This window comes from Haladaptatus sp. QDMS2, from assembly GCF_029338295.1.
Classification (GTDB): Archaea; Halobacteriota; Halobacteria; order Halobacteriales; family Halococcaceae; genus QDMS2.
This window is the reverse complement of record NZ_CP119791.1, coordinates 56,094-79,445: the sequence shown is the minus strand read 5'-3', so window position 1 is coordinate 79,445 and position 23,352 is coordinate 56,094. Positions and strand designations below refer to the sequence as shown.

25 protein-coding genes and 1 pseudogene are annotated in these 23,352 nt (G+C 61.9%); 11 read left to right on the top strand and 15 right to left on the bottom strand.

What is annotated here, in order from left to right:
• Window positions 1–18 precede the first annotated feature (18 nt).
• The 3 genes from P1M51_RS00435 to ahaH are packed head-to-tail and all read right to left on the bottom strand — an operon-like array spanning window position 19 to window position 2,761.
• The gene (locus tag P1M51_RS00435; RefSeq protein WP_276246214.1) at window positions 19–282 is read right to left on the bottom strand and encodes a F0F1 ATP synthase subunit C; all 264 of its coding nucleotides are present in this window, start codon (window positions 280–282) and stop codon (window positions 19–21) included.
• An 18-nt stretch (window positions 283–300) separates the two neighbouring features.
• Window positions 301–2,442, bottom strand: a complete 2,142-nt coding sequence (locus tag P1M51_RS00430) for a V-type ATP synthase subunit I (protein ID WP_276246213.1) — start codon at window positions 2,440–2,442, stop codon at window positions 301–303.
• Window positions 2,429–2,761 (bottom strand): ATP synthase archaeal subunit H, encoded by a 333-nt coding sequence (gene ahaH / locus P1M51_RS00425; RefSeq protein ID WP_276246212.1) that lies wholly within the window; start codon window positions 2,759–2,761, stop codon window positions 2,429–2,431. Before ahaH ends, P1M51_RS00430 begins: the two co-directional genes overlap by 14 nt.
• A gap of 146 nt (window positions 2,762–2,907) precedes the next feature.
• Here ahaH and P1M51_RS00420 point away from each other — a divergent pair, with 146 nt between their 5' ends.
• Together P1M51_RS00420 and P1M51_RS00415 are read left to right on the top strand one after the other, a co-directional pair.
• Window positions 2,908–3,531 carry a methyltransferase domain-containing protein gene (locus P1M51_RS00420; RefSeq protein ID WP_276246211.1) on the top strand — a complete coding sequence of 208 codons (624 nt, stop codon included), beginning with the start codon at window positions 2,908–2,910 and terminating at the stop codon, window positions 3,529–3,531.
• A gap of 52 nt (window positions 3,532–3,583) precedes the next feature.
• Window positions 3,584–3,775 carry a hypothetical protein gene (locus P1M51_RS00415; RefSeq protein ID WP_276246210.1) on the top strand — a complete coding sequence of 64 codons (192 nt, stop codon included), beginning with the start codon at window positions 3,584–3,586 and terminating at the stop codon, window positions 3,773–3,775.
• Between the two features lie 41 nt (window positions 3,776–3,816).
• On the opposite strand, the pseudogene P1M51_RS20070 reads toward P1M51_RS00415, so the two are convergent.
• Both P1M51_RS20070 and P1M51_RS00410 read right to left on the bottom strand, forming a co-directional pair.
• Window positions 3,817–3,966: pseudogene (locus tag P1M51_RS20070) on the bottom strand (type IV pilin); the annotation flags it as partial.
• A gap of 55 nt (window positions 3,967–4,021) precedes the next feature.
• Complete coding sequence (locus P1M51_RS00410) at window positions 4,022–5,215, bottom strand: hypothetical protein (protein ID WP_276274731.1); 1,194 nt, start codon at window positions 5,213–5,215, stop codon at window positions 4,022–4,024.
• 156 nt (window positions 5,216–5,371) lie between these two features.
• Here P1M51_RS00410 and P1M51_RS00405 point away from each other — a divergent pair, with 156 nt between their 5' ends.
• From P1M51_RS00405 to P1M51_RS00395, 3 genes are all read left to right on the top strand, one after another.
• Entirely contained in the window at window positions 5,372–6,469 is a 1,098-nt protein-coding gene (locus tag P1M51_RS00405; protein ID WP_276246208.1) for a hypothetical protein, read from the top strand.
• Between the two features lie 66 nt (window positions 6,470–6,535).
• A complete protein-coding gene (locus P1M51_RS00400; RefSeq protein WP_276246207.1) occupies window positions 6,536–7,330 on the top strand; it encodes an electron transfer flavoprotein subunit beta/FixA family protein in 795 nt (264 codons plus the stop codon).
• Complete coding sequence (locus P1M51_RS00395; RefSeq protein ID WP_276246206.1) at window positions 7,327–8,280, top strand: electron transfer flavoprotein subunit alpha/FixB family protein; 954 nt, start codon at window positions 7,327–7,329, stop codon at window positions 8,278–8,280. The genes P1M51_RS00400 and P1M51_RS00395 overlap by 4 nt, the downstream gene beginning before the upstream one ends.
• Before the next feature lie 71 nt (window positions 8,281–8,351).
• On the opposite strand, the gene P1M51_RS00390 is transcribed toward P1M51_RS00395, so the two are convergent.
• Entirely contained in the window at window positions 8,352–9,857 is a 1,506-nt protein-coding gene (locus tag P1M51_RS00390; protein WP_276274730.1) for an amidase, read from the bottom strand.
• Window positions 9,858–10,032: 175 nt separating this feature from the next.
• Here P1M51_RS00390 and P1M51_RS00385 point away from each other — a divergent pair, with 175 nt between their 5' ends.
• Together P1M51_RS00385 and P1M51_RS00380 are read left to right on the top strand one after the other, a co-directional pair.
• On the top strand, window positions 10,033–10,875 hold the full coding sequence (locus P1M51_RS00385; RefSeq protein WP_276246204.1) for a polyprenyl synthetase family protein: 843 nt from the start codon (window positions 10,033–10,035) through the stop codon (window positions 10,873–10,875).
• Window positions 10,872–11,393 carry a GrpB family protein gene (locus P1M51_RS00380; RefSeq protein ID WP_276246203.1) on the top strand — a complete coding sequence of 174 codons (522 nt, stop codon included), beginning with the start codon at window positions 10,872–10,874 and terminating at the stop codon, window positions 11,391–11,393. The genes P1M51_RS00385 and P1M51_RS00380 overlap by 4 nt, the downstream gene beginning before the upstream one ends.
• A 49-nt stretch (window positions 11,394–11,442) precedes the next feature.
• Here P1M51_RS00380 and P1M51_RS00375 read toward each other — a convergent pair whose 3' ends face one another.
• Genes P1M51_RS00375 through P1M51_RS00365 form a run of 3 tightly spaced genes read right to left on the bottom strand, consistent with a single transcriptional unit; the run spans window position 11,443 to window position 14,206 of the window.
• Entirely contained in the window at window positions 11,443–11,730 is a 288-nt protein-coding gene (locus P1M51_RS00375; protein ID WP_276246202.1) for a hypothetical protein, read from the bottom strand.
• A 36-nt stretch (window positions 11,731–11,766) separates the two neighbouring features.
• On the bottom strand, window positions 11,767–12,852 hold the full coding sequence (locus tag P1M51_RS00370) for a DUF373 family protein (protein WP_276246201.1): 1,086 nt from the start codon (window positions 12,850–12,852) through the stop codon (window positions 11,767–11,769).
• Window positions 12,853–12,895: 43 nt separating this feature from the next.
• Window positions 12,896–14,206, bottom strand: a complete 1,311-nt coding sequence (locus P1M51_RS00365) for an MFS transporter (RefSeq protein ID WP_276246200.1) — start codon at window positions 14,204–14,206, stop codon at window positions 12,896–12,898.
• 88 nt (window positions 14,207–14,294) lie between these two features.
• Here P1M51_RS00365 and P1M51_RS00360 point away from each other — a divergent pair, with 88 nt between their 5' ends.
• Window positions 14,295–15,287, top strand: coding sequence for a radical SAM protein (locus P1M51_RS00360; protein ID WP_276246199.1), 993 nt, complete (start codon window positions 14,295–14,297; stop codon window positions 15,285–15,287).
• A gap of 139 nt (window positions 15,288–15,426) precedes the next feature.
• On the opposite strand, the gene P1M51_RS00355 is transcribed toward P1M51_RS00360, so the two are convergent.
• The 3 genes from P1M51_RS00355 to P1M51_RS00345 all read right to left on the bottom strand — a co-directional run bounded on the left by P1M51_RS00355 (window position 15,427) and on the right by P1M51_RS00345 (window position 18,180).
• Window positions 15,427–16,356, bottom strand: coding sequence for a PQQ-binding-like beta-propeller repeat protein (locus P1M51_RS00355; RefSeq protein WP_276274729.1), 930 nt, complete (start codon window positions 16,354–16,356; stop codon window positions 15,427–15,429).
• A 182-nt stretch (window positions 16,357–16,538) separates the two neighbouring features.
• Complete coding sequence (locus P1M51_RS00350; RefSeq protein WP_276274987.1) at window positions 16,539–17,789, bottom strand: transposase; 1,251 nt, start codon at window positions 17,787–17,789, stop codon at window positions 16,539–16,541.
• A 187-nt stretch (window positions 17,790–17,976) separates the two neighbouring features.
• Window positions 17,977–18,180 (bottom strand): hypothetical protein, encoded by a 204-nt coding sequence (locus P1M51_RS00345; protein WP_276246196.1) that lies wholly within the window; start codon window positions 18,178–18,180, stop codon window positions 17,977–17,979.
• A 148-nt stretch (window positions 18,181–18,328) separates the two neighbouring features.
• Here P1M51_RS00345 and P1M51_RS00340 point away from each other — a divergent pair, with 148 nt between their 5' ends.
• The 3 genes from P1M51_RS00340 to P1M51_RS00330 are packed head-to-tail and all read left to right on the top strand — an operon-like array spanning window position 18,329 to window position 20,099.
• Complete coding sequence (locus tag P1M51_RS00340; protein ID WP_276246195.1) at window positions 18,329–18,781, top strand: TRAM domain-containing protein; 453 nt, start codon at window positions 18,329–18,331, stop codon at window positions 18,779–18,781.
• Window positions 18,782–18,804: 23 nt separating this feature from the next.
• Window positions 18,805–19,272 (top strand): Tfx family DNA-binding protein, encoded by a 468-nt coding sequence (locus P1M51_RS00335; RefSeq protein WP_276246194.1) that lies wholly within the window; start codon window positions 18,805–18,807, stop codon window positions 19,270–19,272.
• 41 nt (window positions 19,273–19,313) lie between these two features.
• Entirely contained in the window at window positions 19,314–20,099 is a 786-nt protein-coding gene (locus P1M51_RS00330) for an SDR family oxidoreductase (RefSeq protein WP_276246193.1), read from the top strand.
• 1 nt (window position 20,100) lies between these two features.
• Here P1M51_RS00330 and P1M51_RS00325 read toward each other — a convergent pair whose 3' ends face one another.
• The 3 genes from P1M51_RS00325 to P1M51_RS00315 form a co-directional block, all read right to left on the bottom strand.
• On the bottom strand, window positions 20,101–21,081 hold the full coding sequence (locus P1M51_RS00325) for a mannose-1-phosphate guanylyltransferase (protein ID WP_276274728.1): 981 nt from the start codon (window positions 21,079–21,081) through the stop codon (window positions 20,101–20,103).
• Between the two features lie 94 nt (window positions 21,082–21,175).
• A complete protein-coding gene (locus P1M51_RS00320) occupies window positions 21,176–21,850 on the bottom strand; it encodes a hypothetical protein (protein WP_276274727.1) in 675 nt (224 codons plus the stop codon).
• Between the two features lie 282 nt (window positions 21,851–22,132).
• Entirely contained in the window at window positions 22,133–23,245 is a 1,113-nt protein-coding gene (locus P1M51_RS00315) for an acyltransferase (RefSeq protein WP_276274726.1), read from the bottom strand.
• Window positions 23,246–23,352: the final 107 nt, after the last annotated feature.

Below are 23,352 nucleotides of genomic sequence, written 5' to 3'. Positions count from 1 at the left end.
GTGAAAGAGAAGGGGTGTTTAGACCACGAACACGACAACGAGTGCGAGAATCACGAGCGTCTCAGGAAGGACCGTGAGGATGAGCCCGCGACCGAACATCTCGTCGTCTTCTGCGATTGCGCCGACTGCAGCGGCGCCAATACCGCGCTCTGCGTAGCCTGCACCGAACGCAGCGAGACCGACAGCGAGGGCGGCGGCAGCCGTTGGTGGGATGGCTGCGACAGCCTCAGTGCTTCCTTCTTGCAGTACGACGCTCATCAGAGTCATGATAGTTTCGAACATTGTGATTTGTGGTTTTACTTAGTCCTCAGTGGTGTACGTTCTCTCGTAGCCGAACGGTTGGTACTTCTCCCCACCGCCTTCATAAAACTTCCCAAAGAACTCGACATACTCCAGACGCACGGCCTGTAGACCGGCGCTGGTGATACCGAGCACCAACACGAGCAGGTGCCCGATGACGAGGATGACAAGTCCGGCGATGGCGCCGAGTAACAGCTCAGTTGGCGAGGAACCGTTGAGCATCCCGGCGAACATTACTTCTTCTGCAGGAATCTCCGCCAACGACTTCTCGCTGAAGAAGATCAGGTGGAACGCGCCGTCGTGGACGTACGCGCCGAACACGAGCAGGTTCACCACGAATGCCATGCCCGCCTTCGCGAGCAGCACCGCGGCGATACGCGTGTACGACAGGACGTTCACGACGACGTTCAGGCTCTCGAGGAGGCCAATGGCGCCCTCACCAGCCAGCAGCATCACGAGGCCGATACCCGCGACACCGAGCATAGCGAGACCAGTTGCCTCCGAGAAGCCACCGAAGCCGAGGGCGAACGGCTGCCCGTTGAACACGGTGAACATGAATTCGGGCTTCGAGTCGGCGGCGTGTTGGCTGAAAATCCAGCCCCAGACGCCGAGCATCAGGACGACCCACGACCCCTTCTCGAGGACGGCGTCTTTGACACCGTGTGAGAGGAAGTCGACGAAGCCGAAGATGTACCCGATGGTCATGTGAGCAAGCCCGAGCAGCAGGCTCAGGACGAGCCACGTCGAGGCGTAATCAGCGTATTCCGGCTGCAGACCTTTGTGGATTGGCGGGTGTCCTGCCCAGACGATTTCCCCGAGTTGGTGTAACCCGAATATTTCGCCGTACAGGATACCGAACAGCGCCGTGAATCCACCGGCCCACATCGCGATTCCGCCGAGACTCTTGACGACTTCGTTCTCGAACCGACTGTAGATGAGGTAGCCGAGCCCCATGTAAATCAGTCCGTACCCGAGGTCACCAATCATGAAGCCGAAGAAGGCCGGGAAGGTCAGGAACAGGATGACCGTTGGGTCGAGTTCCGAGTACTTCGGCCGGTTGATGACACCCGTGAGGGCTTCGAACGGCTTGACCGTGCCAGCAGGGTTGTCCTGGATGACCGGCGGGTTGCCGTGGCCCATCGTGGTGCCACCGTCGGTGGCTGCCGCACCTGCGCCAGACTTTGCTGGTTCTGTCGCGTGTGCGTGGCCTTCTTCGTCGTAGTCTGCACGCTCGAGTTCGTCGATTTCCACGTGGTCACCGACGGCGTCCTTGAGCGCGCTTGCGAACGTCGAGTAGCGCTCGGTTGGCACCCAGCCTTCGGCGACGAACGCGTTCTCGGTCGTCGCGAACGTCAGTGGTGCCTCGCGCTTCTGGACGTCGATGGAGAGTCGCTCCTCTGCGGCGAGCAGGAAGCCCGCTGCATCGAGTTTCAGACTCTCGATTTCCGACTCCACGCTGTTGAGCTTCGAGCGAAGCTGCTGGGCGCGGTGGCGGAGTTCTTCGATGTACTCCGCAGGACTCCCCTCTGCATCGGGGATGTCGAGCGGCGTGAACGCGTTGCCGACGAGGATGTCGTCAAGCGTCGCGTCGTCTGCGAGCCGAGCGACGACGGCGATTGCCTTGTCGCTCGTGTACATCTCGAAGGCTTTGACGTCGTCTGCTGCGAGCAGTGCCCGCTCGACGACGTCGGCTTTCCCTTCGCCCACGGTGACGGACACCGAGTCGTACCCCGACAGCAAGTCGAGGTCGATGCCGAGTGCGGCGAACGGTTCCATCGTGTCGATGCGATCTTCGACCGCGCGGAGCTCGTCTCGAAGCTCGTCCCGACGGTCGTCGAGTCGATTTACTTCGGTACGAATCTCTTCGAGTTCCTCTTCGAGGGCGTCGTCGGTGACGATGCGCGTCGGTCCCGCATCTTCCGCGTCGACGTCGAGGATGCTCTGAATCGAGCGCACGGTGACGAGTTTCTCCGAAGCGTCGTCGGCACCGGAGACTGGGTCGCCGGGAGCGAACCCGTCCCAGGCACCGTCGTACTCGGAGAGGTGCACCATGTTCAGGTCGTGGACAGTCTCGATGACCTCGCCCATGACGGATTTTGAGCCGGTCACCGAGACACGGCTCATTTGCTTAGGTCTGAGCATGAACCGCCTCCTCGAAGGTTTCGACGACGAAGGAGACGACGTCGTCTACCCGCGACTGCGCGCGTTCTTCGAGGGCCTCACGTTCCGCTTCACCTGCTGCGAGAATTTCCTTGCGTTCGGCTTCGATCTCTTCCTCTGCCGAGGCAAGTCGTTCTTCTTCAAGCTCGCGGGCCTCCTCGTGGGCCTCTTCGCGAATCGCTTCAGCACGCTCGCGTGCCTCCGCAATCCGTTCTTTGCGCGCGGTCTCGGCCTGTTCTACAATTTCATCGGCCTCCCGCTCGGCCTCTTTGATTCGGTCGAGAACCTCTGGCCTAGCCATTCTTATATCAGCCGAAACTTGCACAAGCGCCTATATGGTAGTTGCGAATACGTTCGCGTACGTACGGGAGGAATCGTGACACATCACCACGGACTGGCGGTCATATATCCGCAGAGTTATGCCGCACCCTTCCCTAGGCTCGACCAATGGGAGTCCTCGAGCACAAGGGCCGTGCCCGCCTGTTCTACAAGTACCTCTCCAAGGTGTACGACCAGGTGAACCCGTACATCTGGAACGAGGAGATGCGTGCTGAGGCCCTCGAATTGATCGACATCCAAGACGGCGACCGCGTCCTCGACGTCGGCTGTGGGACCGGCTTCGCCACCGAGGGAATCCTCCAGTACACCGACGACGTTCACGGCCTGGACCAGAGCATCCACCAGCTCGAAAAGGCGTGGGCGAAGCTCGGCAAGCGCGACACGGTGAAGTTCTACCGGGGCGACGCAGAGCGTCTGCCCTTCCGCGACGGCCAGTTCGACAAGGTCTGGTCGTCAGGCTCTATCGAATACTGGCCGGAACCAGTCACGGCCCTGCGCGAGATTCGCCGCGTCGTCAAACCCGGCAACAAAGTACTCATCGTCGGCCCGAACCACCCGCGGAACTTCGTCATGGGCAAGCTCGCGGACGCGATGATGCTGTTCTACGACGAGGCCGAGGCAGACCGGATGTTCAGCGAGGCCGGCTTCGTGGACGTAGAGCACACGCTCATGGGGCCGAGCTACAGTCCCGAGATCGCCATCGTCACCGTCGCCCGCGCACCCGAGAACTAGAACGACCACCTCCGCGACGGCGACCGTTCTGTTTTCCGAGATGATGCGGACGGTGACAGTATCCCCCGGAGCCACAGCTGGGCGGTTCGTCGCCGCGAATGCGACCGTCGCCTCCTCGCCCGCCGACCACTCGTCGTCCGAGGCGACGTTGAACGGACCGGTCGGCCCGCTCTCGAAGCCGGTGGCCGCGAAGAACGGAACTGGTGGCTGCTGGGCGAGTGGCTCGTCGTTTATCGAAATCTGAATCGAGAGCGCGGCGATCGAGAGCGAATCGCCGCCACGGAGGACGAACGTGAACTGGCCCGTGTCGGGATTCACGGTCACGTCGATGACCGCTTGCGGCGCAGGCGAGGCCGGACTGGACTGCAGGACCGTCGCTCCGACGAACCCCGCACCGACGACGGTGAGCAGGGTCAGGAGGACGACGCCGAGCACGGGCGAGGTTCCACGACGGGACACAAGGCCCCTGGCCTCGGCTTTCGATAAAAAGTTACGCGACGGACGCGCGAACCGAGCGGCCGTTGGCCGAGGCGATGACCGTCCCGCGGTCGCGCGGTTGGATGACCCAGACGGTGCCGTCCTCACCGGTGGTTGCTACCTGCTGGCCGTTTATCGAAATCGTGCCATCGACGGGGTCGCCCGTGTCCGCATCGACGAGCGTGAGATTCATCGGGCCGCTCCCGTGGGTCGTCTCGACGGTCAGCGTGAGGCTGTCGTTGGTCGTGGTCTGCGGTGCGTTCGTGGGCACTTCGTCCAGGTCCTTGTGCTGTATCTCGTAGAATATTTCGCCGGTTCCGCCGTCGAGGTAACTCTGGAGTATTCCCTGACTGTGTGGGAACTGGAACGGATAGATGCCGACGAAGCCGAGTTCGGGCGACCCGTAGTTTCTGCTTCGACTGTTTTCGAGCGCCCACGGGTGGAGTTCCTCTGCGCGTGACTCCACCTTATCGAGGTCGCCGTCGTACTGGTCTGGAGCCGTCGGGTTGCGGGCGGAGGGGACAGACACTTCGCGGACGTACTCGTCGCCCGCGATGGTCGCGAGGACGATAGCGGAGTCAGAGGTTTCGAGGTACACGGTCCGTGGCGTCGCGCGCCCTTCGACGACCAGCGCGGAGTGTTCGCGGATGGGGCCTTGCAGTTCGAGGAGTGACGCTCTGGCGAGGGAAATCTCCTTGGCGATGCGAGAGCGCGTGATGTCGTCGGCCGCAGATTCGACGGTGTCGACCCGGTCTTCGAGCGCGGTGGCCACCATCCAGATGGTGGCGAGTTCGCGGAGTAGCTGGTCCGAGGTGAGGTCGCCGCTATTGTACGCGGAGAGCGCGTCGAGTTTGCGCTTTTCGAGGGCGTTTACTTCCGCGGTTAACTGGTCTGCCTCGCTCTGGATAATGATTTGTCGTTCTTCTTCGCTTCCAGCAGTTGCGAGTCGCTCTTCGAGCGTCAGTGAATTCAGCCTCGCGTGCAAGCCGTCGTTTTGCGCAGAGAGCGTCGCAGCCACGTCGAGCGACGCGATGCCGTAGCCGGTGCGTTCGACGTTGCCCTCGGCGATGGTGAGGTAGGCCGTCGTATTGTCGGCGGGGACGACGGGTTCGACCTGTGCGTAGGTCGGCCCGGCGACGGGGACGGCCACCGCGCTGGAGGAGAGCAAGACGACCAGCGCGAGAGCGAAAGCGAACGTGCGGCGCATCTAGTATTCTTGTTACCAGTGCCAGTACAAAAAGGCAGTTGAAGCTTCGTCAGTGGTTCAGCGAGCGTCTGAGCGGCCCCGAGACTGTTTAAAGACGCCTGAGACGTTTTATTCTCGATAGAAAGCGTTTTGCCCCCGTACTGAGCAGAAACAGGTATGCGGTCACGCATTGCCGCAAGCTGTGCCCTCCTCGTCATCCTCAGTTTTGCGGTGCCGGGAGTGGTAGCCGACGTTCCCGGGCATCCAGCCACTGCTCTCCAGGACGAACCGGCAAACGAAGGCGTGACCATGACCGTCGACCTACAGCCGAACGGAGACGCCCGCTGGACCGTCTCGACGCAGTTCGCACTCGAAACCGAAAACGAGACACAGGCGTTCGAGAAACTCGCCGCCTCCTTCGAGGATGGCGAATCGGAGGTGGGCTTCTCCGTCGACGTGTTCAAGCGAGCGAGCAAACTCGCAAGCGAGCACACGGGCCGTGAAATGGCCATCAAGGGGGTCGCCTACAGCCACAGCGTCGAGAACGAGACGGGAACGCTGTCGCTCATTTTTACCTGGACGAATTTCGCAGAGGTGTCCGCAGAGGAATACCGCGTCGGTGATGCGTTCAACACGTCGAGCGGGACGTGGCTGCCACAACTCCGGGCAGACCAGCAGTTGATTATTCGGCCGCCGGAGGGCTACGCCGTGAGCAGCGCGCCGATTGGCTTCCGCAACGAGACGCTGCGCTGGCAGGGCCCAACCACGTTCACCACCGAAGACCTCGAAGTCACGTACCGACCCTCGGACACGGAGACGCCCGGCGTTGACCCAGAAGGAAACGACTTGCCGCTACTCGGCCTCGGCATCCTCGCGTTCGTGGTCATCGGCCTCGCCGCGTACATGTGGTTCATCCGCCACGACAGAGACGACGCGCCGGCCACGCCCACGTCGAGCACGAACGGCGGCGAAACGACAGCAGTGAGTACACCGACGACTCAGGAGACCGACCCCGAGCCGGAAGACACGGAACCGGACGACGAACCCGAGGTGGACCTCGACCTGTTGAGCGACGAAGAGCGCGTCGAACGCCTCCTGCGGGCCGAGGGCGGCCGGATGAAGCAAGCGACCATCGTGAAGGAGACGGGCTGGTCGAACGCGAAAGTCTCCCAGTTGCTCTCTGCGATGGACGAGGCCGGCCGCATCGAAAAGCTCAGAATCGGCCGTGAGAACCTCATCAGCCTTCCTGACCGCGAGCACGGCGGCGAAAATTAAACCCGGCGTCCCTCGTTAGACGTTTGGAAAACGTTTAACCAGCGTAGGGCTTGACCTAGGATGAGCATGAAAGTCCTTGTCACCGTAAAGGAGGTGGCAGAAGTCGAAGACGAGTTCGAGATTGACGGACTCAAAATCGACGAACGCTACCTCGAATACGACCTGAACGAATGGGACGACTACGCCGTCGAGGAGGGCGTCCAAATCGCCGAGGCAAACGACGACGTCGAAGTCGTTACTGTGACCATCGGCCCCGAACGGTCAGAAGAAACCATCCGCATGGCCCTCGCGAAAGGCGCAGACCGCGCCATCCGCGTCTGGGACGACGCCCTCGACGGTGCTGACTTCGTGGACGTCGCCACCAAAACCGACATCCTCGCCGCCGTGGTCGAAGACGAACAGCCAGACCTCGTTCTGACGGGCGTCCAGGCCGGCGACGACGCCTTCGGCGCGACCGGCGTCTCGCTCGCCGACGCTATCGGCTTCGAGTGGGCGGCCGTCGTGAACGCCCTCGACCTCGATGTCGACGGTGGCGTCGCCCACCTGCGTCGGGAACTCGAAGGCGGCGTCGAGGAACTCACCGACGTCGACCTGCCAGCGGTTCTCACCATCCAGACGGGTATCAACGAACCGCGCTACGCGTCGCTGCGCGGCATCCGGCAGGCCCAGAGCAAGGAAATCGCGCCGAAGTCCTTCGAGGACCTCGGGCTCGACGCCTCGGTCACTGAGAGCGAGATTACGCTCACCTCCATGTACGAACCAGAATCCGAGAGCGACGCTACCATCTGGGAGGGCAGCGCCGACGAGACCGCCGGGAAACTTGCTGAATTCCTCCGCGACAAAGGAGTTGGTCAGGCATGAGCGACGTACTCGCAATCACCGAACACCGCCGCGGCGAACTCCGCGACGTCAGCTACGAACTCATCACGGCTGGCCGCCAGCTCGCAGACGAACTCGGCGGCGACCTCCACCTCGCCGTCATCTCCGGCGACGTCTCCGGCTTCGCGGACAAACTGAACCGCGAAGGCGTGGACACAATCCACACCGTCGACGAAGGCGAAGAGTTCAACCACGACGTGTACACGCAGGTCATCACCCAGCTCTACGACGAGCTCCAGCCGGGTGCCCTGCTCATGCCGAACTCCGTAAACGGCCTCGACTACGCACCCGCCGTCGCCAACCACCTCGACCTGCCACTGGTCACCGACGCCATCGACTTCTCCTATAACGGGACGCTCGAAGCGACCCGCGAGCAGTACGGCTCGAAGGTCGAGACGACGGTGGAAGTCGACGCAGACCACGTCGCCCTGACCATCCGCCCCGGCGAGTGGCCGGGCGCAGAGGAGACCGGTGACGCAGACGTCGTCTCCTTCGAAGCGTCCATCGACGAGTCGGCCGTCAAGTCGACCGTCACCGGCTTCGAGGAAGTCGGCGGCGGCGACGTCGACATCACCGACGCGGACATCCTCGTTTCCGTCGGCCGCGGTATCAAAGAAGAGGAGAACATCGAACTCGTCCAGGAACTCGCAGACGCCCTGGGCGCGACCCTTTCGTCCTCGCGGCCAATCGTGGACAACGGCTGGTTGCCGAAGAACCGCCAGGTCGGCCAGTCCGGCAAGGTCGTCACCCCCGACGTCTACATCGCCATCGGGATCTCTGGGGCAGTCCAACACGTCGCCGGGATGAAGGGCTCTGACACCATCATCGCCATCAACACCGACCCGAACGCGCCAATCTTCGACATCGCCGACTACGGGATTGTCGACGACCTGTTCGACGTCGTCCCTGCGCTGACCGAGCAGTTCAAGTAACCACGTCGCCGTTTTTTAGCCCAGATTTTACTGATTTTTCGAAGCCAAAATAGCAGTGAGCGGACGCCGCCTCAGTCGTCGAGCGGCGGCGCCGTCTCGGGCGGAACGCGCGTGTCCGCAACCTGCTCGAAGGCGTAGGCCAGCGAGAGGAGCGTCGTCTCGTCGTACGGTTTTCCGATGAGTTCGACGCCTGCGGGGAGGCCGTCGTCGGTCAGGCCGGCGGGAACCGAAATCGCACAGAGGCCGGACTGAGAGGCGAGAATCGTGTTGGTCGGGAACGTCAGGGTGTCGAGTTTGCCCGCTTCGATGGACTCGGCCGTCGGCGGGACGACCTGCACGTCGGGACAGAGCAGCACGTCGAGGTCGTGTTCGGCGTAGACGTTCAGCACGTCGCGCTGGAACTTGAGTTGCGCCGCGACGCTCTTCCAGTAGTCGGGGTCCTCGGTCGGGTCGTCCGGGCCGTCTTCCGCGATGCCGATGAACAGGTCGAGAATCTCGTGGTACTGTCCCGACTCGTAGAGTTCGGCGACCGAATCGACTTGCGCGTCGTCGCGGGCGGCGAAGAACTCGTTCAGGTCGCGTTTGGACTGGAGGATGTAGAGCGAGGTCGCATCGAGGTGTTCGTCCAGATTCGGGACGCTCACCGGCTCGACAATCGTCGCGCCTGCTTCTTCCATCGTCTCGATGGCGTCGTTTACGAGTGCCGTGACCGGGCCGCTGTCGGGGTCGTCTGCTGCGCCGAATGCATCGCGAAGGACACCGATTCGCGCCCCGGAGAGGGCGTCGGCGTCGAGGCTGTCGGCGTAGGACCCCGCGTCGTCGGTGAGTTCCGTGACCGCAGTGTACTCGTCTGCGGCGTCGTAGCCGACGCCCACGTCAAGGACGAGCGCGAGTTCCCGCACGGTGCGCGCCATCGGGCCGGGAGTGTCCTGTGAGACGACGAGTGGCGACATTCCGGTTCGGGGGAGCAGGCCCGGCGTCACGCGGATGCCGAACAGATTGTTGTACGCGGACGGCAAGCGAATCGACCCGCCCGTGTCCTCGCCAATGCCGACGGTTCCGAGGTTCGCCGCCACCGCCGCCCCGGTTCCGCTGGAGGAGCCACCCGGGTCGCGAGCGAGATCGTAGGGGTTCTTCGTGCGCCCGGTCACCGAGGAGTAGCCGAACCACGACGTCGCCCAGTCGGGGAGATTCGTCTTTGCGAGGATAATGGCTCCCGCGTCGCGAAGGCGCGTGACGAGCGTCGCGTCGGCTTCGGGCTGATAGTCGGCGAAGGCTTCGGAGCCGAACGTAGTCGTGATGTCCGCAGTTTCCACCTGGTCTTTGACCACGAAGGGAATCCCGTGCAGCGGGCCGACGAAGCCGTCTTGCTCGAAGGCGGCGTCGAGTTCGTCGGCCTGTTCGAGGGCGTGGTCGTTCACCGTGATGATGGAGTTGAGTTCCGGCCCGGCGCTGTCGTAGGCCTCGATGCGGTCCAGATAGGCCTGGACGAGGTCCCGGCAGGTGAGGTCTCCCGCCTCGTAGGCGGCGTGGATGTCCTCGACGGTCGTCTCGACGACGTCAAATGTGGGAGTCATTGTCTCGAAGGAAGTACTCGAAGGAGCGGCTTAACCGTTCGTTCGGCGACAACCCACGTGTTGGCGTCCACCTTGGTCGACGGACTGGTCTCACAGTTCCGGGCGACGCGAAATTGTGGGCAACCTGTCGAGTGAACCGTCACGTACTTTTTTCGTCCACCCTCAGAGTTCGGTAATGGAGTATCTGGAGCGTCGGCGCGAGCTGGTCGAGACACGACTGGAGGCGGTGCTCGACGAGATCGAGCCACCGGCGCTCGCGGCGCAGATGCAGCACGTCGCCCTCTCAGGGGGCAAGCGCGTTCGGCCGATGGTGACCGTCCTCTCGTGTGAGGCCGTCGGCGGTAGCGCTGAGGACGCCGTCGATTTCGGCGTCGGCATCGAACTCGTCCACAACGCCTCGTTGGTGGTCGACGACATCATCGACGACTCGGACATCCGTCGCGGCGTCGCGAGCGCGTGGTCTGAGTTCGGCTACGGCCCCTCTATCATCGCCTCGGACGGCCTGCTCGGCGAGGCTTTCTCGCTGTTTTCGACGAACGGCCGGGCCATGGAAGCCGTCTCCGAGGCGATGGTCGAACTCGGTGAGGGCGAGGCGACCGAACTGGTGGCGAAACCCGAAACCGAAGCCGAGTACATGGTGCTCGCCCGTCGTAAGACGGGGTCGCTGTTTCGTGCCGCCGCCGAAGTCGGAGCCATCGCCGCAGAGGCGGACGAGGAGACGGTCGATGCGTTCGGCGAGTACGCAGAGAAGGTGGGGATCGCCTTCCAGATTCGCGACGACGTGCTGGACGCCGTCGCGGACGCAGAGGAACTCGGCAAGCCGACCGGCATCGACGCCGAGATGGACCGCCCGTCGCTCGTCCAGATTACGAACCTTACGCCCGAGGAGGCGAACGACCGCGCTCGCGCCTACTCCGACGCCGCCCTTGACGCCCTCGACCGGGTGGACGCTGCAGACTCGCAGGCACTCGACTACCTCCGGGACCTCGCTGAGTTCGTCGTCGTCCGCGAACGATGACCCTCGGCCTGCAAAGCGGAACGGTCGAACTGTGCGAGCACGACCCGGCGTGGCACGAGGCGTTTTCGATTACTGCCCGCGAACTGCGGTCGCTTATCGGTGACCGAATCGAGCGCATCGAGCACGTCGGAAGTACGGCGATTCCGGGCATCCCCGCGAAACCGATTCTCGACGTGCTCGTCGTCGTGTCGGATGTAGCCCGCGCCGAGGAACTGATTCCCAAACTGCAGAGCCTCGGCTACGAGTACGACGCCGACGACCCCCTCGAAAAACGGCTGTTTTTCACTCGCGGTCCGGACTCGGGTCGCACCCACCACCTCGCGGTGGTCGAAGAAGGGACAGAGCGATTCGAGGATTACGTCGCATTCCGGGATGCCTTGCTGGCAAACCCCGAGTTGGCCGAAGCGTACGCCGCGCTGAAACGAGAACTGGCCGAGCAGTACGCAGACGACCGCGAGACGTATACGAACGAGAAAGCAGAATTCGTCCAGTCGGTGCTCGACTCGCAGACAGGGTAGGCGTAGTCGGTGACGGCGCTGGCGTCAATCGCGAGACGGAAGCTGTTACTCAGTACTCCTCGCGCTCGATGTCGGCGAGGTGGGCCTCGATTTCCGGGTACTCCGAGGTGTCGATGTAGCCACAGATTCCGCCGCCATAGAACGATTCGGGGATTTCTGGCCCCGAGAGCAGCATTCGCGGATCCCCATCGATGTGATTCACCTTGTCGAGTGGAATCACGCGGGCGAGTCGCGGGTCTTTTCGCAGGCAGACGGCTACCCCTTCCTGGACGAGGACGCAGTCGAACTCCTGTGGTTCGTACTCATCAACCTGGTAGACGGTCGGGCGCATGTTCATGCGGGAGATGTAGGCGGCCAGCCTGTAAAAAGGCTCTCAGGCTTCGACCGGTCGGGCAAAGTGGGTTTCCGCCACCGCGAAGGCGAGCGTCGAGGCGAGCGCGAGCAACGTCCCACCAGTAAGGGCCGCCGCGAGGAACGACAGCGTCACGATGCCGAGGAAGTAGGCGCTCACGGCGTGGAGGACGATGGCGATGGCGAGGACGTAGAAGGGCGCGTTCAGGTAGCGCCACTTGAACGTCGCAGCGAGGTATTCGTCGGTCACCCGACCAAGACTGGTCGTGATGCCCGCCGCGGCGAACCAGCGCACAGAGCCGTATAGCAACGCCGCGATGACGTAGAGGGCGTTTGGCTGGCCACCTGGCGTCGCTTCCTGAATCTGGGTCAGCATCTCCATCCCGCTGACCCCGCCGATGAGGAGCAGCGTGCCCGCGACGACGTAGGCGATGAGCGTGACCCGCCCGGCGTAGAGCCCCCGGCGCAGGCGGTCTATCGAGCGGTCGATGGTCTCCTCTAAGCCGAGGCCTCTGAAGAGGACGTAGAGGCCGAGCAGGCCGGAGGTCATGCCGAAGACGGCCCCCGGCAGGCCGAGTTTGTCCGCGATGATGGCGAGGGGGTAGATGAGCAGGAGGATGCCGAGCGGAACGAGAATCGTCCCCCGGGTTTCGGGGTCGTTCAGCACCTGCTTGATGGTGTAGTACATCGACTCTAAGTCCTGGGCCTGCCGGACGATGACTCGGCGAACCCCGTCAATGCGCACCCGCGAGCGGATGACCGGAATCACCGACTCGTCCTGTGCCCCGTCGGTCACGACGAGCGCGCGGATGTCCTCGCCCGTCGTGAGACTCGCGAGGACCGTATCGACTTCCTCGCCGACCTTGCGGTTCGCGGCGATGTCGCTGCCTTCGAGGCCCGTGACCGCGGCGACTTCGACGGTTTCGTCCTCGATGCTGTCGAGGATGTGGATGCCCTCGAACAGGACGTTCACGTCGGAGTCCTCGGGGTCTGCGGTGGCGAGTGCAACGGCGGCGGCTTCGACGGCGTCGCGGCCGATGACGGGCGTAGACAGGCCTGTCTTCCGGCCGAGGTCGTCGTCCAGGTCGATGCACAGCACGAGCAGCATTACTGGAGGCTAGGGTGAGCGTCCGTATAATTGTTTTCTGGCGTCAGTGTGTCAGTTCAGATTCGGTTGCTGTCGCCCGTTTTGCGTCGTCATTTCGGGCGAGTTGTAACGCGATTGCAAGAACCGGCAAGAGCAGGACGCCCCCGAGGACGAACGGCGACCAGTAGCCGATGGTCGCGTAGATGCCGCCCATCAGGACGGGGCCGAAAGTGCGTGCGAGACTCCCCGACCCCTGCGTGAGGCCGAGGGCACTCCCCTGTCGGTCCGCACTCGCCTTCTGGGAGACGATGGTCGTGAGCGAGACGTTCACGATGCCGTTGCCGAGCGAGAGGACGGCGAGGACGGCGAGCAGCGCGAGCAGTTGGTTCGTGAGGAACGAGGCGACACCGGTGAGACTCGGGAAGACCAGTTCGCCGAGGAGGGGCGCGCTTGGAATCCCGAACAGCGCGACGGTGAGCAGGGCGGCCCCGAAGACGGTCAGCCTGCTCTCTGTATAGCGGTTCGTAAGTCGGCCGATGAGGCCCCCTTGAACGATGACGCCGAGGACGCCGATGTAGGTGAGCAATAGCGCGCTCTGTGACTCGCTGTAGCCGTAGATGTCGGCGACGTACGGGATGAACATGATCTGGACCCCCGAGAAGGCAAACGAGATGAGGAAAAACGCGACGAGAAGGCCCCGAAGGTCCTCGTTCAGGATGGCGTTTTTGAGCTGCGTAAGCTGCGATTCGTAGGCGACCGGCTCGTCCGCGATTTCCCGCGATTCGGGGAGGAACCGATACGCGACGAGGAAATTCATGAGCGCGAGAAACGCCGCGACGAAACTCGGCAGCGAGAACTGATTGATGGTGACCCACGGGATGAGCCCCTGGAAGAAGTCCACGACGACCTGAAAGGTGAATACCGCGCCGATACCCGGCCCAAAGATAAAGCCAAGCCCGAACGCCGCGCCGAGCAGACCGAGACTCTTCGCGCGCTCCTCGGGCGGCGTCACGTCGGCGACGTAGGCCTGCGCGGCGGCGATGTTGCCGCCCATCGCGCCGGCGAGCATCCGCGAGACGAACAGCAAGGCGAGGCCTTCCGCGAGTCCGAACAGCGTCCACGCGATGGCGCTGCCGAACACCGAGATGAGGATGATGGGTCGCCGTCCCCGACGGTCAGAAAGGTTCCCGAGGACTGGCGCGAAGAGAAACTGCATCGCCGAGTAGGAGGCCGCGAGCAGCCCGATGACGAGTTCGTCGGCCCCGAACGCCCGAACGTAAAACGGGAGGATAGGGATGATGATGCCGAAGCCGAGCAGGTCGAGAAAGACCACCGTGAAGACGATGCTGATGGTGCGCCGCGAGCTGTCGGCCATTACAGTGGTGCACGTCAACAGGGAGGATAAATCGTCCGCACGAGTCGCACAGTTTTTAGGGCTCGACCGGCAAGACTGGCGATAACGGATGATTTCGAAGGGCTGCGAACAGTGTGCCAAAGGGGGCAAAATGGTGCTGTTCGTCTACGGCTACTGTGACCAGCGTGACTGCTTCTACTGTCCGCTTGGGGAGAACCGCAAGAACGTGACCCAGGTGTACGCAAACGAGCGTGCAGTCGAGTCCGACGAAGACGTCATCACCGAAGCAAAGCGGATGGACGCCCTCGGCACCTCCATCACTGGCGGCGAACCACAGGAGGCGATGGACAAGACGTGTCGCTACCTGCGCCTGCTCAAAGACGAGTTCGGCGAGGACCACCACACCCACCTCTACACGGGCATCACCGGCGGGCGCGAAAATATGCGCCGCCTCGCCGAGGCCGGACTGGACGAGATTCGCTTCCACCCGCCGTACGAACTCTGGGGCGACATGCACGGCACCGAATGGGAGGAAATCCTCTACATCGCCCGCGAAGAAGGCCTCACCCCGGCGTTCGAGATTCCGGGCATCCGCGCCGAACGCGAGTTCATCGACTTCCTCGACGAGGGCGCGGCGGACTTCTGTAACATCAACGAGTTCGAGATGAGCGAGGGCAACTACGAGCGCATGCAGGCCGAGGGCTACGAACTCCGTGAGGGCCACATGAGCGCCGTCGAAGGCTCCCACGACATCTTAGAGGAGATGGCCGTCCACCCGAAGGTGTACTTCTGTACCTCCGTGTTCAAGGACGCCGCCCAGCATCGAAACCGCTTAAAGCGCATGGCGAAGAACCTCCGCCGCGAATTCGACGACGTGACCGACGACGGCACGCTCGTCTACGGCAAGACGTGGATTACACCCGCGGAACTCGAAGCTCTCGGCGTCCCCGAGGAGTTCTACACCGTCAAAGAGAACCACGTCGAAATCGCCTGGTGGCTCTTAGAGGAGATGGTCCAAGAGGGCGACGTGGAGAAAGGCGAGATTATCGAGCAGTATCCGACGGTCGACGGAACTGTGGTCGAACGGACTCCATTGGCTTGAACGACTGTATTTTTGGTCCAGCTTTTTGCAAGCGAGTGCAGCGAGCGCCGTAAAAAGGTGGGAGGGGACGGTGGTCGAACGGACTCCTCTCGCTTGAACGACTGTATTTTTGGTCCAGCTTTTTGCAAGCGAGCGGCAGCTATGTGCGGAGTGCCCGCACTCGTGTTCCATCTGCGACGTAGAGCATGTCTCCGGCGATTGCAAGTTCGACAGACCCCTGCAGCGTATCTGGGTCTTCACGCCACAGTTCTTCGCCAGAGATGGCGTCGAAGGCGATGAGTGGTGCCTCGCGATTGGCGAAGGGACCAGTGTAGAGCGTGTCGTTCGCGACCACTGGTGGTTGCAGACTGGCTTCCGGTGTGTACTCCCAGAGCAATTCTCCTTCGGAGGAGAGTGCGACGAGTTTGCCATCGTCGCCGATATTGTCGCTGCTCACGGTTGACGTCGAGACGAAGACGATCCCGTCAACGACAGCAGGGGAACGCGGGACCGTCTCGAACGTCTGTTCGGCCCGCAGACTGCCGTCTTCGACGTCGTGAATGGACAATCGACCTCGCGCAGCGTCCGACACGAGTGTATTGAAGCCAGCTCGAAAGAGGAGGCCGTTATCGGTAGCCATGAACCCGTACAGGCGGTGTGGAGCCATCTGCGACTCCCATCGCTTCTCGAATCGGTTGTCAACAACCTCGTACCCAAAGAGTTTGGAGTCGCCCGCGAAGATGCGATGGCCGTCGGTAACGGGGAAGTAGTGGCTCATATCGTCATCGTCGAGGGCTGTTTCGACCAGGATTTCACCCGAATCAGCGTGTACACAGGCGAATCGGTTTCGCGCAAGCACGTAGACCCACCCCTCACGCTCGATGAGCCGAGCGTGATGGAATTTCTCGATGGAGATTGACCACTGTTCAGCGCCGTCTCCATCGAGTGCGATGACAGTGTCCCGAGACACGTCGTACACCCGCCCTTCCATATAGCTGACGTATCCCCAGCCATCTCGTTGCTTTCGCCAGCGTTCCTGACCTGTTTCCTTGTCGATGGCAACGAGTTCGGCCCGTGTTCGGGCGAACACGGCATCCTGACTGACGACGAGTGAATTGATTTGCTCAGAAGCATCAACAAATGACCACGCCGCCTCCGGTTGCTCGCGGGGCGGGGTGGCAGACGGGTTGTGTCGCGTTCCGGCGTAACTGTGACATCCTCCCCGTCGTGAACGACGGGGCTTCCCGTACCGCAGGTGGGATATTTGCCGGTCTACGACACGACCTGTTCTCGCGGGGCGAAAGCCCCACTTTCTGAATCGAACAAGTGTACCGAGGGCTGTGCCACACAGCCGTTACTCCTATCCTCACCGTGAGGACTCGGAGTTATCTTCTGACGCATGTTCTCTGCCCCATTGCAATCTGCGTTCCCGACTAACCCGCACGACGAGCAGACGTACAACCCACGGTGCTTGCGGTTCCCTTTCGTATCGTCACCGCACGCCGAACACGTCTTCGAGGTGTTCCACTCATTCTCTTTCAGTACCCCAACACCGCGAATCTCGCCTTTGTAGTTGAGGTACTGGTAGATGCGGTCGAACGCCCACGTATGCAACTTCTTGTTGCCAGTCTTGCCCCAGTCGGATTCTCGCACGTCTTCGGGCCAACTCACCGCGAGCGTTCCAACACTACGCTCGACACACTCGGTGATGATGGTGTCCGTCAGCGTGTGGTAGAAGTGCGTTTCACGCTCTGCAAGTTTCCGACGCGCCCACATCGACTTCTCGGACGGGCCGTTCTCGCCCTCGGTGTCGTACTCGGCTCGCGTGAAGTAGTGCTTGTCTTGCTTGAGCGAGTTGCCGGGGTAGAGAACGTATTCGTCGGGGAACGCGACTGTGGCGATGTTCTTGATGCCAAGGTCGATTCCAGCAACACCGTCGCCTGCTGAGTCGTTCGTTTCGAGTTCGACCTTACAAACGAAGTGTAGTTCCCATTCGTCGCCGTTCCAGACGGCGCGAACGTTCTGCACCGAGTTGACTTCCGAGAGGTCAACATCAGGGCGGGTCTGGTACTCGCAGAGGAGGAAGTCTGAGAAGTGTGCTTTGAGGTTCGACCCTTTGCTGAGCCGGACGCGGTTGTTCTTGGGGTCGTGTTTGAACCCGTCTTCTTTGAACGTGACCGTACTCTTTGGTCGTTTGTCGCCGTGTTTGCGGTAGCCGGGTGGATTCGCTTTCGGGTCTTTGTGTCGCAGGTCGAACCATGACTGGAAAGCGTCGGAAAGTTCTTCGATGACTTTCTGACTGGATTGTGCGTTCAAGTCTTTCCAGCACTCTTGGTTCTTCATGTACGACTTCAGAACGCCCTCGTCTGGGATTTCGCCGGTTGCGTCCCATACGCGGTCGGCTGTCCATCGTGCGACGTTCCAGAGTTTCGAGGCGGAATCTCCGAGCGAATCGAGGCCATTACAGACCTGTCGGTGGTTCTGGATGGAACCAACGTACGTCCGAGTGACCTGAATCGCTATACATAGCCTATGTAAGCTAGATTACTTAATGATTCGGATTGGCGTGGAATATCCGGTCTGCCATCGACGGTGGATGCGTAGGAAGTGTTGGATTCACTCCCGTCCTCAAGAACGCGAAGCGTTCTGATGTGCGAACGAGACGCGTTGCGTCTCGTCAACGCCCTGAAGGGCGGGATTCTCTCCTCGATTAAAGATAGCCAATTCGCGGCCACTCCCCAGGGTTCGGTTTCCAGTCGACTGGAATTCGTCGCTCGGGTGTCGAGAGTTGTTGTTCACGGAATGTCTGCTGGAGAGACGAACATCCAGCGAGCGCGGTGGTCAGTGCGCCGGCGGAGAGCGAGAGGACGTCACGACGGCGAATCGAGGAGAGCGGGGATGAATCGGGGGACAATAATGGACAATTTCTGACATCACACGATAAGTTTTCAGGTTCGGCTTCGGACACAGACCCCTCGCTATTCGCAGAACGCAGACAGTCACGCCGTCAGGGAGTTGAAGAGACGCAAGCGTTTAGACGGCGGCCTCTAAACGTAGGCCATATGCCCACCTGTCCACTCGCGGATGACTGCCCCAAGTTCAGCGAACACATCCAGGGGATGGGATGCCAGCACTACGGGGACAAAGGCGGCGCTGAGTGGTGTAACCACTACAACCAGCCGATCCGCGACCTGAAGTCACAGCCGGTCAAGCCCGGCGAGGAGGTCGTCGTCGACGTCACCGACATCCACGAGAGTGGGGCTGGCGTGGGCCGGACCGAGGACGGTTTCATCATTTTCGTAGACGGCGTCCTCCCCGACGCACGCGCACGAGTCAAGATAACGAAAGTTCGCTCGAATCACGCTCGCGCAGACCCAATCGAGCGCCTTCCGATGGAGCCAGAAGCGGAAGACGAGGCAGAAACGGAGGGAGACGAGGAAGACGGCGAAGACGGCTACAGCAAACCAAAGCGCCCAGAGCGCCTCGGTAGCCGCGACAATTTCTGGGGCAGCTAACGCCGACCGTGAGCGACGACCCGATGCCAGATGTGGACGCGCTGCTCGACCGCATCGGCTTCGACCCCGAAGCGAGTATTCTCACCCGAAGACAGGCCGAGGTACTCGCACTGCGCGAGAAGGGCATCGCGCAGGCGGACATCGCGGACTTGCTCGGCACGTCGCGAGCGAACGTTTCGAGCGTCGAGTCGAGCGCCCGGACGAACATCGAGAAGGCCCGCGAGACGGTGGCGTTCGCGGAGACGCTTCGCGCCCCGGTGCAGATACTCGTCGAGGAGGGGGCAGACCTCTACGACGTACCGGCGAAGGTGTACGGCGCGTGTGACGAAGCAGGTGTCAAGGTCAGTCACACCGCGCCCGAACTCATGAAAGTCGTCGGCGACGAGGCGGGTGGCGCGGTGAGCGGACGACAGGTCGTCCAGCCGCTGCTCATTGGCGTGACCCACGACGGGGCGGTGCGAGTGCGCCGTGCCGAGCGCACCGAGCACTGAGCGGGGAAACGACGTTAGCGCTGGCCCGCGTTGGGCCAGTCATGGACTTTGGAATTGCTGGAGATAGCGCGTTAGTGACGGCGAGCACCAGCGGGCTCGGACTGGCGAGTGCCGTTGCGCTCGCCGAGGAAGGCTGCGACGTGGCCATCTGCGGGCGGGACGCAGACCGACTGGCGAAAGCGGAGGAACGAGTCGGCGGTGCGGGGCGCGGAACCGTTCTCGCGGTGGAGGCAGACATCACTGACCCAGACCACGTCGCGGCGTTCGTCGCCCAGACCGTGGACGAATTCGGTGGCCTCGACCACGTCGTGACGTCTGCGGGTGGTCCACCCTCCGGCCCGTTTCTCGACACCCAGGAGCGCGACTGGTACGCCGCCTACGACCTGCTCGTGATGAGCGCCGTCTGGACGGCCAAGGAAGCCCACCCGCACCTCGCGAAAAGCGGCGCGGGCACGTTCGTCGCCATCACCTCGACGAGCGTCCGCGAGGCCATCGAGGGACTCGTCCTCTCGAATGCGGTTCGCAGCGCGGTCATCGGCCTCGTCAAAACGCTGTCTCGCGAGTTCGCCCCCGACGTGCGGGTGAACGCGGTGTTGCCGGGTGCGCACGAAACCAGTCGGATTCAGGACCTCATCCAGCAGTCGCTCGACCGCGGCGAGATTGCGAGCTACGAGGAGGGCCTCGCCGAGTGGTCGGCAAACATTCCGCTCGGGCGCATCGGCGACCCGCGCGAACTCGGCGATGTGGTCGCCTTCCTCTCCAGCGAACGGTCAAGCTTTGTCAACGGCGTCGCGCTTCCCGTCGATGGAGGACGGCTCCGAAGCTAATTCAGAACCGGCCGTCGGCCTTGAGCCGGGAGACGATTTCGCGCACTCGCTGAGCCTTCTCCATGGGCACGACGAGCACGCGGTCGTCGTAGGCGACCACCACGAGGTCTGAGACCCCGACGACGCTGACGTGAGCGTCGTCCGTGACCACGAGCGAGTTCGTCGTCTCGACGAGTTCAGCGTCGCCGAGGACGGCGTTGCCAGCCTCATCAGCGTCGAGGATTCGGGCGAGGGCGTCCCACGCGCCGAGGTCGTCCCACTCGAACGTCGCGGGTACGACGCTCGCCCGCCCGGTGCGTTCGAGGACGGCGTAGTCGATGCTCACCGGTTCGACGGCGTCGAAATCGTCTGGGTTTTCGACGAGGGGTGCGAGGGGCGTCTCTCCTGCCTCCCGAAGGAACGCGTCGGGCGTCCACGCGAACATCCCGGCGTTCCAGAGGAATCCCCGTTCGACGTACTCGGAGGCTGTTTCGGCGTCCGGTTTTTCGTGGAAAGAAGCCACGTCGGCGTAGTCGCCGTGGTCAGTACCGGGTTCGATGTAGCCGTAGCCAGTCGCGGGGCGGGTCGGGCGGATACCGACGGTGACGAGATTCTCCGTCTCTACGGCGACGCGGGCGGCCCGCTGTGCCGTCTCCGCGAAGTCGCCGGTGATGTGGTGGTCGCTCGGGACGCAAAAGAGGACGCAGTCACCCACCTGCTCGCGGATACGGGCGGCGGCGTAGACGAGCGCGGGGCCGGTGTCTTTGGGTTCGGGTTCGGTGAGGACGGCGGCTTCGGGAGCGTGGTCGTGGATTTCGTCTGCAAAATCTTCGCGGGTGAGGACGTAGATTTCGTCTGCGAAGCCGAGGCGGTCTACGGTCTGGGCGAGCAGCGAGCCGTCGCCGAAGTCGAGAAACTGCTTCGGGCGGTGGCTGCGGCTCGCAGGATAGAGTCGGGTGCCGGTGCCGCCGGCGAGGACGAGAGCGACGAGGGGCAGGTCCATGGGTAGATGTGGGAGCGTGGGGCGAAAAATAGTATCGGCGACGCTGCTTTCAAGCGGAACCATATCGCCCCAACGTGTACGAGTTTGCTACCGATTAGTCGTCGTGGACCGACATTGTCCACATGAGGTAATAACCACCCTCGAATCGAATGTAATCTCGGTGAGCATCCGCACTGTCTTCGAACACCTCCACGAGTTCAGTTAAGGCGTCAGTATAGGGCGGCGGCGACTCTTCGTAAACGCCCGTTTCGGTTCCAGTCCGGAGGATTTTTCGCTGCTTTTCCGAGAGGTCCATTGCATCGAAATCCACCGCGATGAGTTCACGAGCGGCGAATTCAGCAAACTCGGTCTGGGTTTCCGCGATAGCGGTGAACTCGTACTCGTACGCTTCGAGAGGGACTTCTTTCGTCTCGACAGAGAGGCGGTAATACCTCGACCCGTGTTCGATGAATTCGAATGCAGGTTTTGGGAGGAAGCTACTGCTCTCACCACCGAAAATTGGGCATGGACGTGTTTTTTCACCCTCCCTTGCGGTTGAGAGGGCACACCGAAGCGTCTCCACGTCTGTGTCCGAAAGGGTTCCAAAATCACCGACATTCCCGTCTGGTTCTTCTACGGGTGTCGCTACGAGTAGCGGCGTTTTGACTGGTGTCCTTCCGTTCTCTGTGACAGAGATTTCGTAGTACGTCCCGTCCACTTCGATGAAATCACCAGTCCGGAACGGTCGGTGACCGGAGGTTGTGGTGCCATTCGGGACACCTTCGTTCACGAGTTCCTGCTGTAGTTCAGACCAGTCAGCGGTTGTGTAGAGAAATTCGTCACCGAGGTTCGAGTCCGTGACCGGTTCGAAGTGAAGCGAGAGACTGCTGTCGTTGTATGGGTCCAGCGCACAACCACTCGAGACAAATGGGATGGTCGCTGTGGCGAATAGCACCCACCGCCGGCTCTTCGTATTCGCCGGTGTAGACCCTCTCGCAGCGGAGTTCATGTCAAATCGTTTCTGTCTATTTATAAATGCTTTCTGTGAGTCGACAGAAACGGAATTAGGCTTTCACTCCCGCGCTGGAATCCAACCGCGAGCCCGCAGCTGACCGAGCCACGGAATGTGGCTGCCCTCGAGTTCGATGACGCCGATTCGCGCCATGAGGAGATAGCTCCCCAGTGAAAGCACGTACACGAACGGTGTAATCGTCACCTGCCAGACCAACGTCGATGGGAGGTCGAATCCGATGACCGGAATCCAGTACCTCTTGGTCGCGTGGATGAGGAAGAAGACGGGGACGTGAAGGAGGTAGATGCCGAGGGCGTGTCGACCCACCTTCGGCAGAATCGTGTTCTTTCCCCAGCCCGGATTCGAGAGCGCGTACGCGAAGAGTGCGAGGACGAGGAATATCGTGGAGATGGTGTACTCAGTCGTGTACACCGTCTGCGCGAGCACGTTGTCGTGGATGAGGTAGCCAATCGCGTACTGTTCGGCGAGTTGCACGCCCAAGAGGAGCACGACCGCGCCGAGATACAGGTGACTGCGATTCTCGTCCGGGTTCCAGTCCGACGAGCGAATCGTGTAGCCGAGTGCGACGTAGAAGAAGCCAAAGAAGAGGGCATCGCGCGTGGGGAACGGAATCTCTATGAGCATCTCGAAGTTCATCGCGACGATGCCGACGACGTGAAAGAGCGCCGCGACTGGCAGCAGGTAGCGGGTGTTGTCGAATTTGACGAACACGGAGACGAAGGCGATGGAGAAAAACAGCGCCGGTAGGAACCAGAGGGGGACGGTCTGGGCGTTACCGTAGTACAACAGGGAGAGCGGAGAGAGGTTGAAGAGACTGTGCGTGAGTTGACTCATCACGGATGTGCCGGCGATGACGGCGACCAGTGCGGCCGTCGCGACAGAGACGAGTTTGCCGAACACGAAGATGGAGCCGAGTTTCTGGCCGGTGCCCTTGATGGTGGCTGTGACGCTGTGGGTGTTCACCTTCGCCGCCAGGAAGTAGCCCGAGGTGACGAAAAAGAAGGGGACGTCGAACTGGCCGATGGTATCGAGGGCGAAAAAGAGGAGATTCCCGTGCGTGGCAAAGTCACGGAACGGCTGGAGGTGTGCGAGAGTGATGAAGAAAATCGCGAGGGCTCGCAGTGTGTCGATGCTGTGAAGGCGTTTTCTCATGGTGGAAAGAAAGTCTAGTGAAATCTCACACACTCCGCTTCAAAAGACGCACGATTTCCGGCGGTGAATTATCAGCTATGTCGCAATAATAGTCGCGACCCGGATTC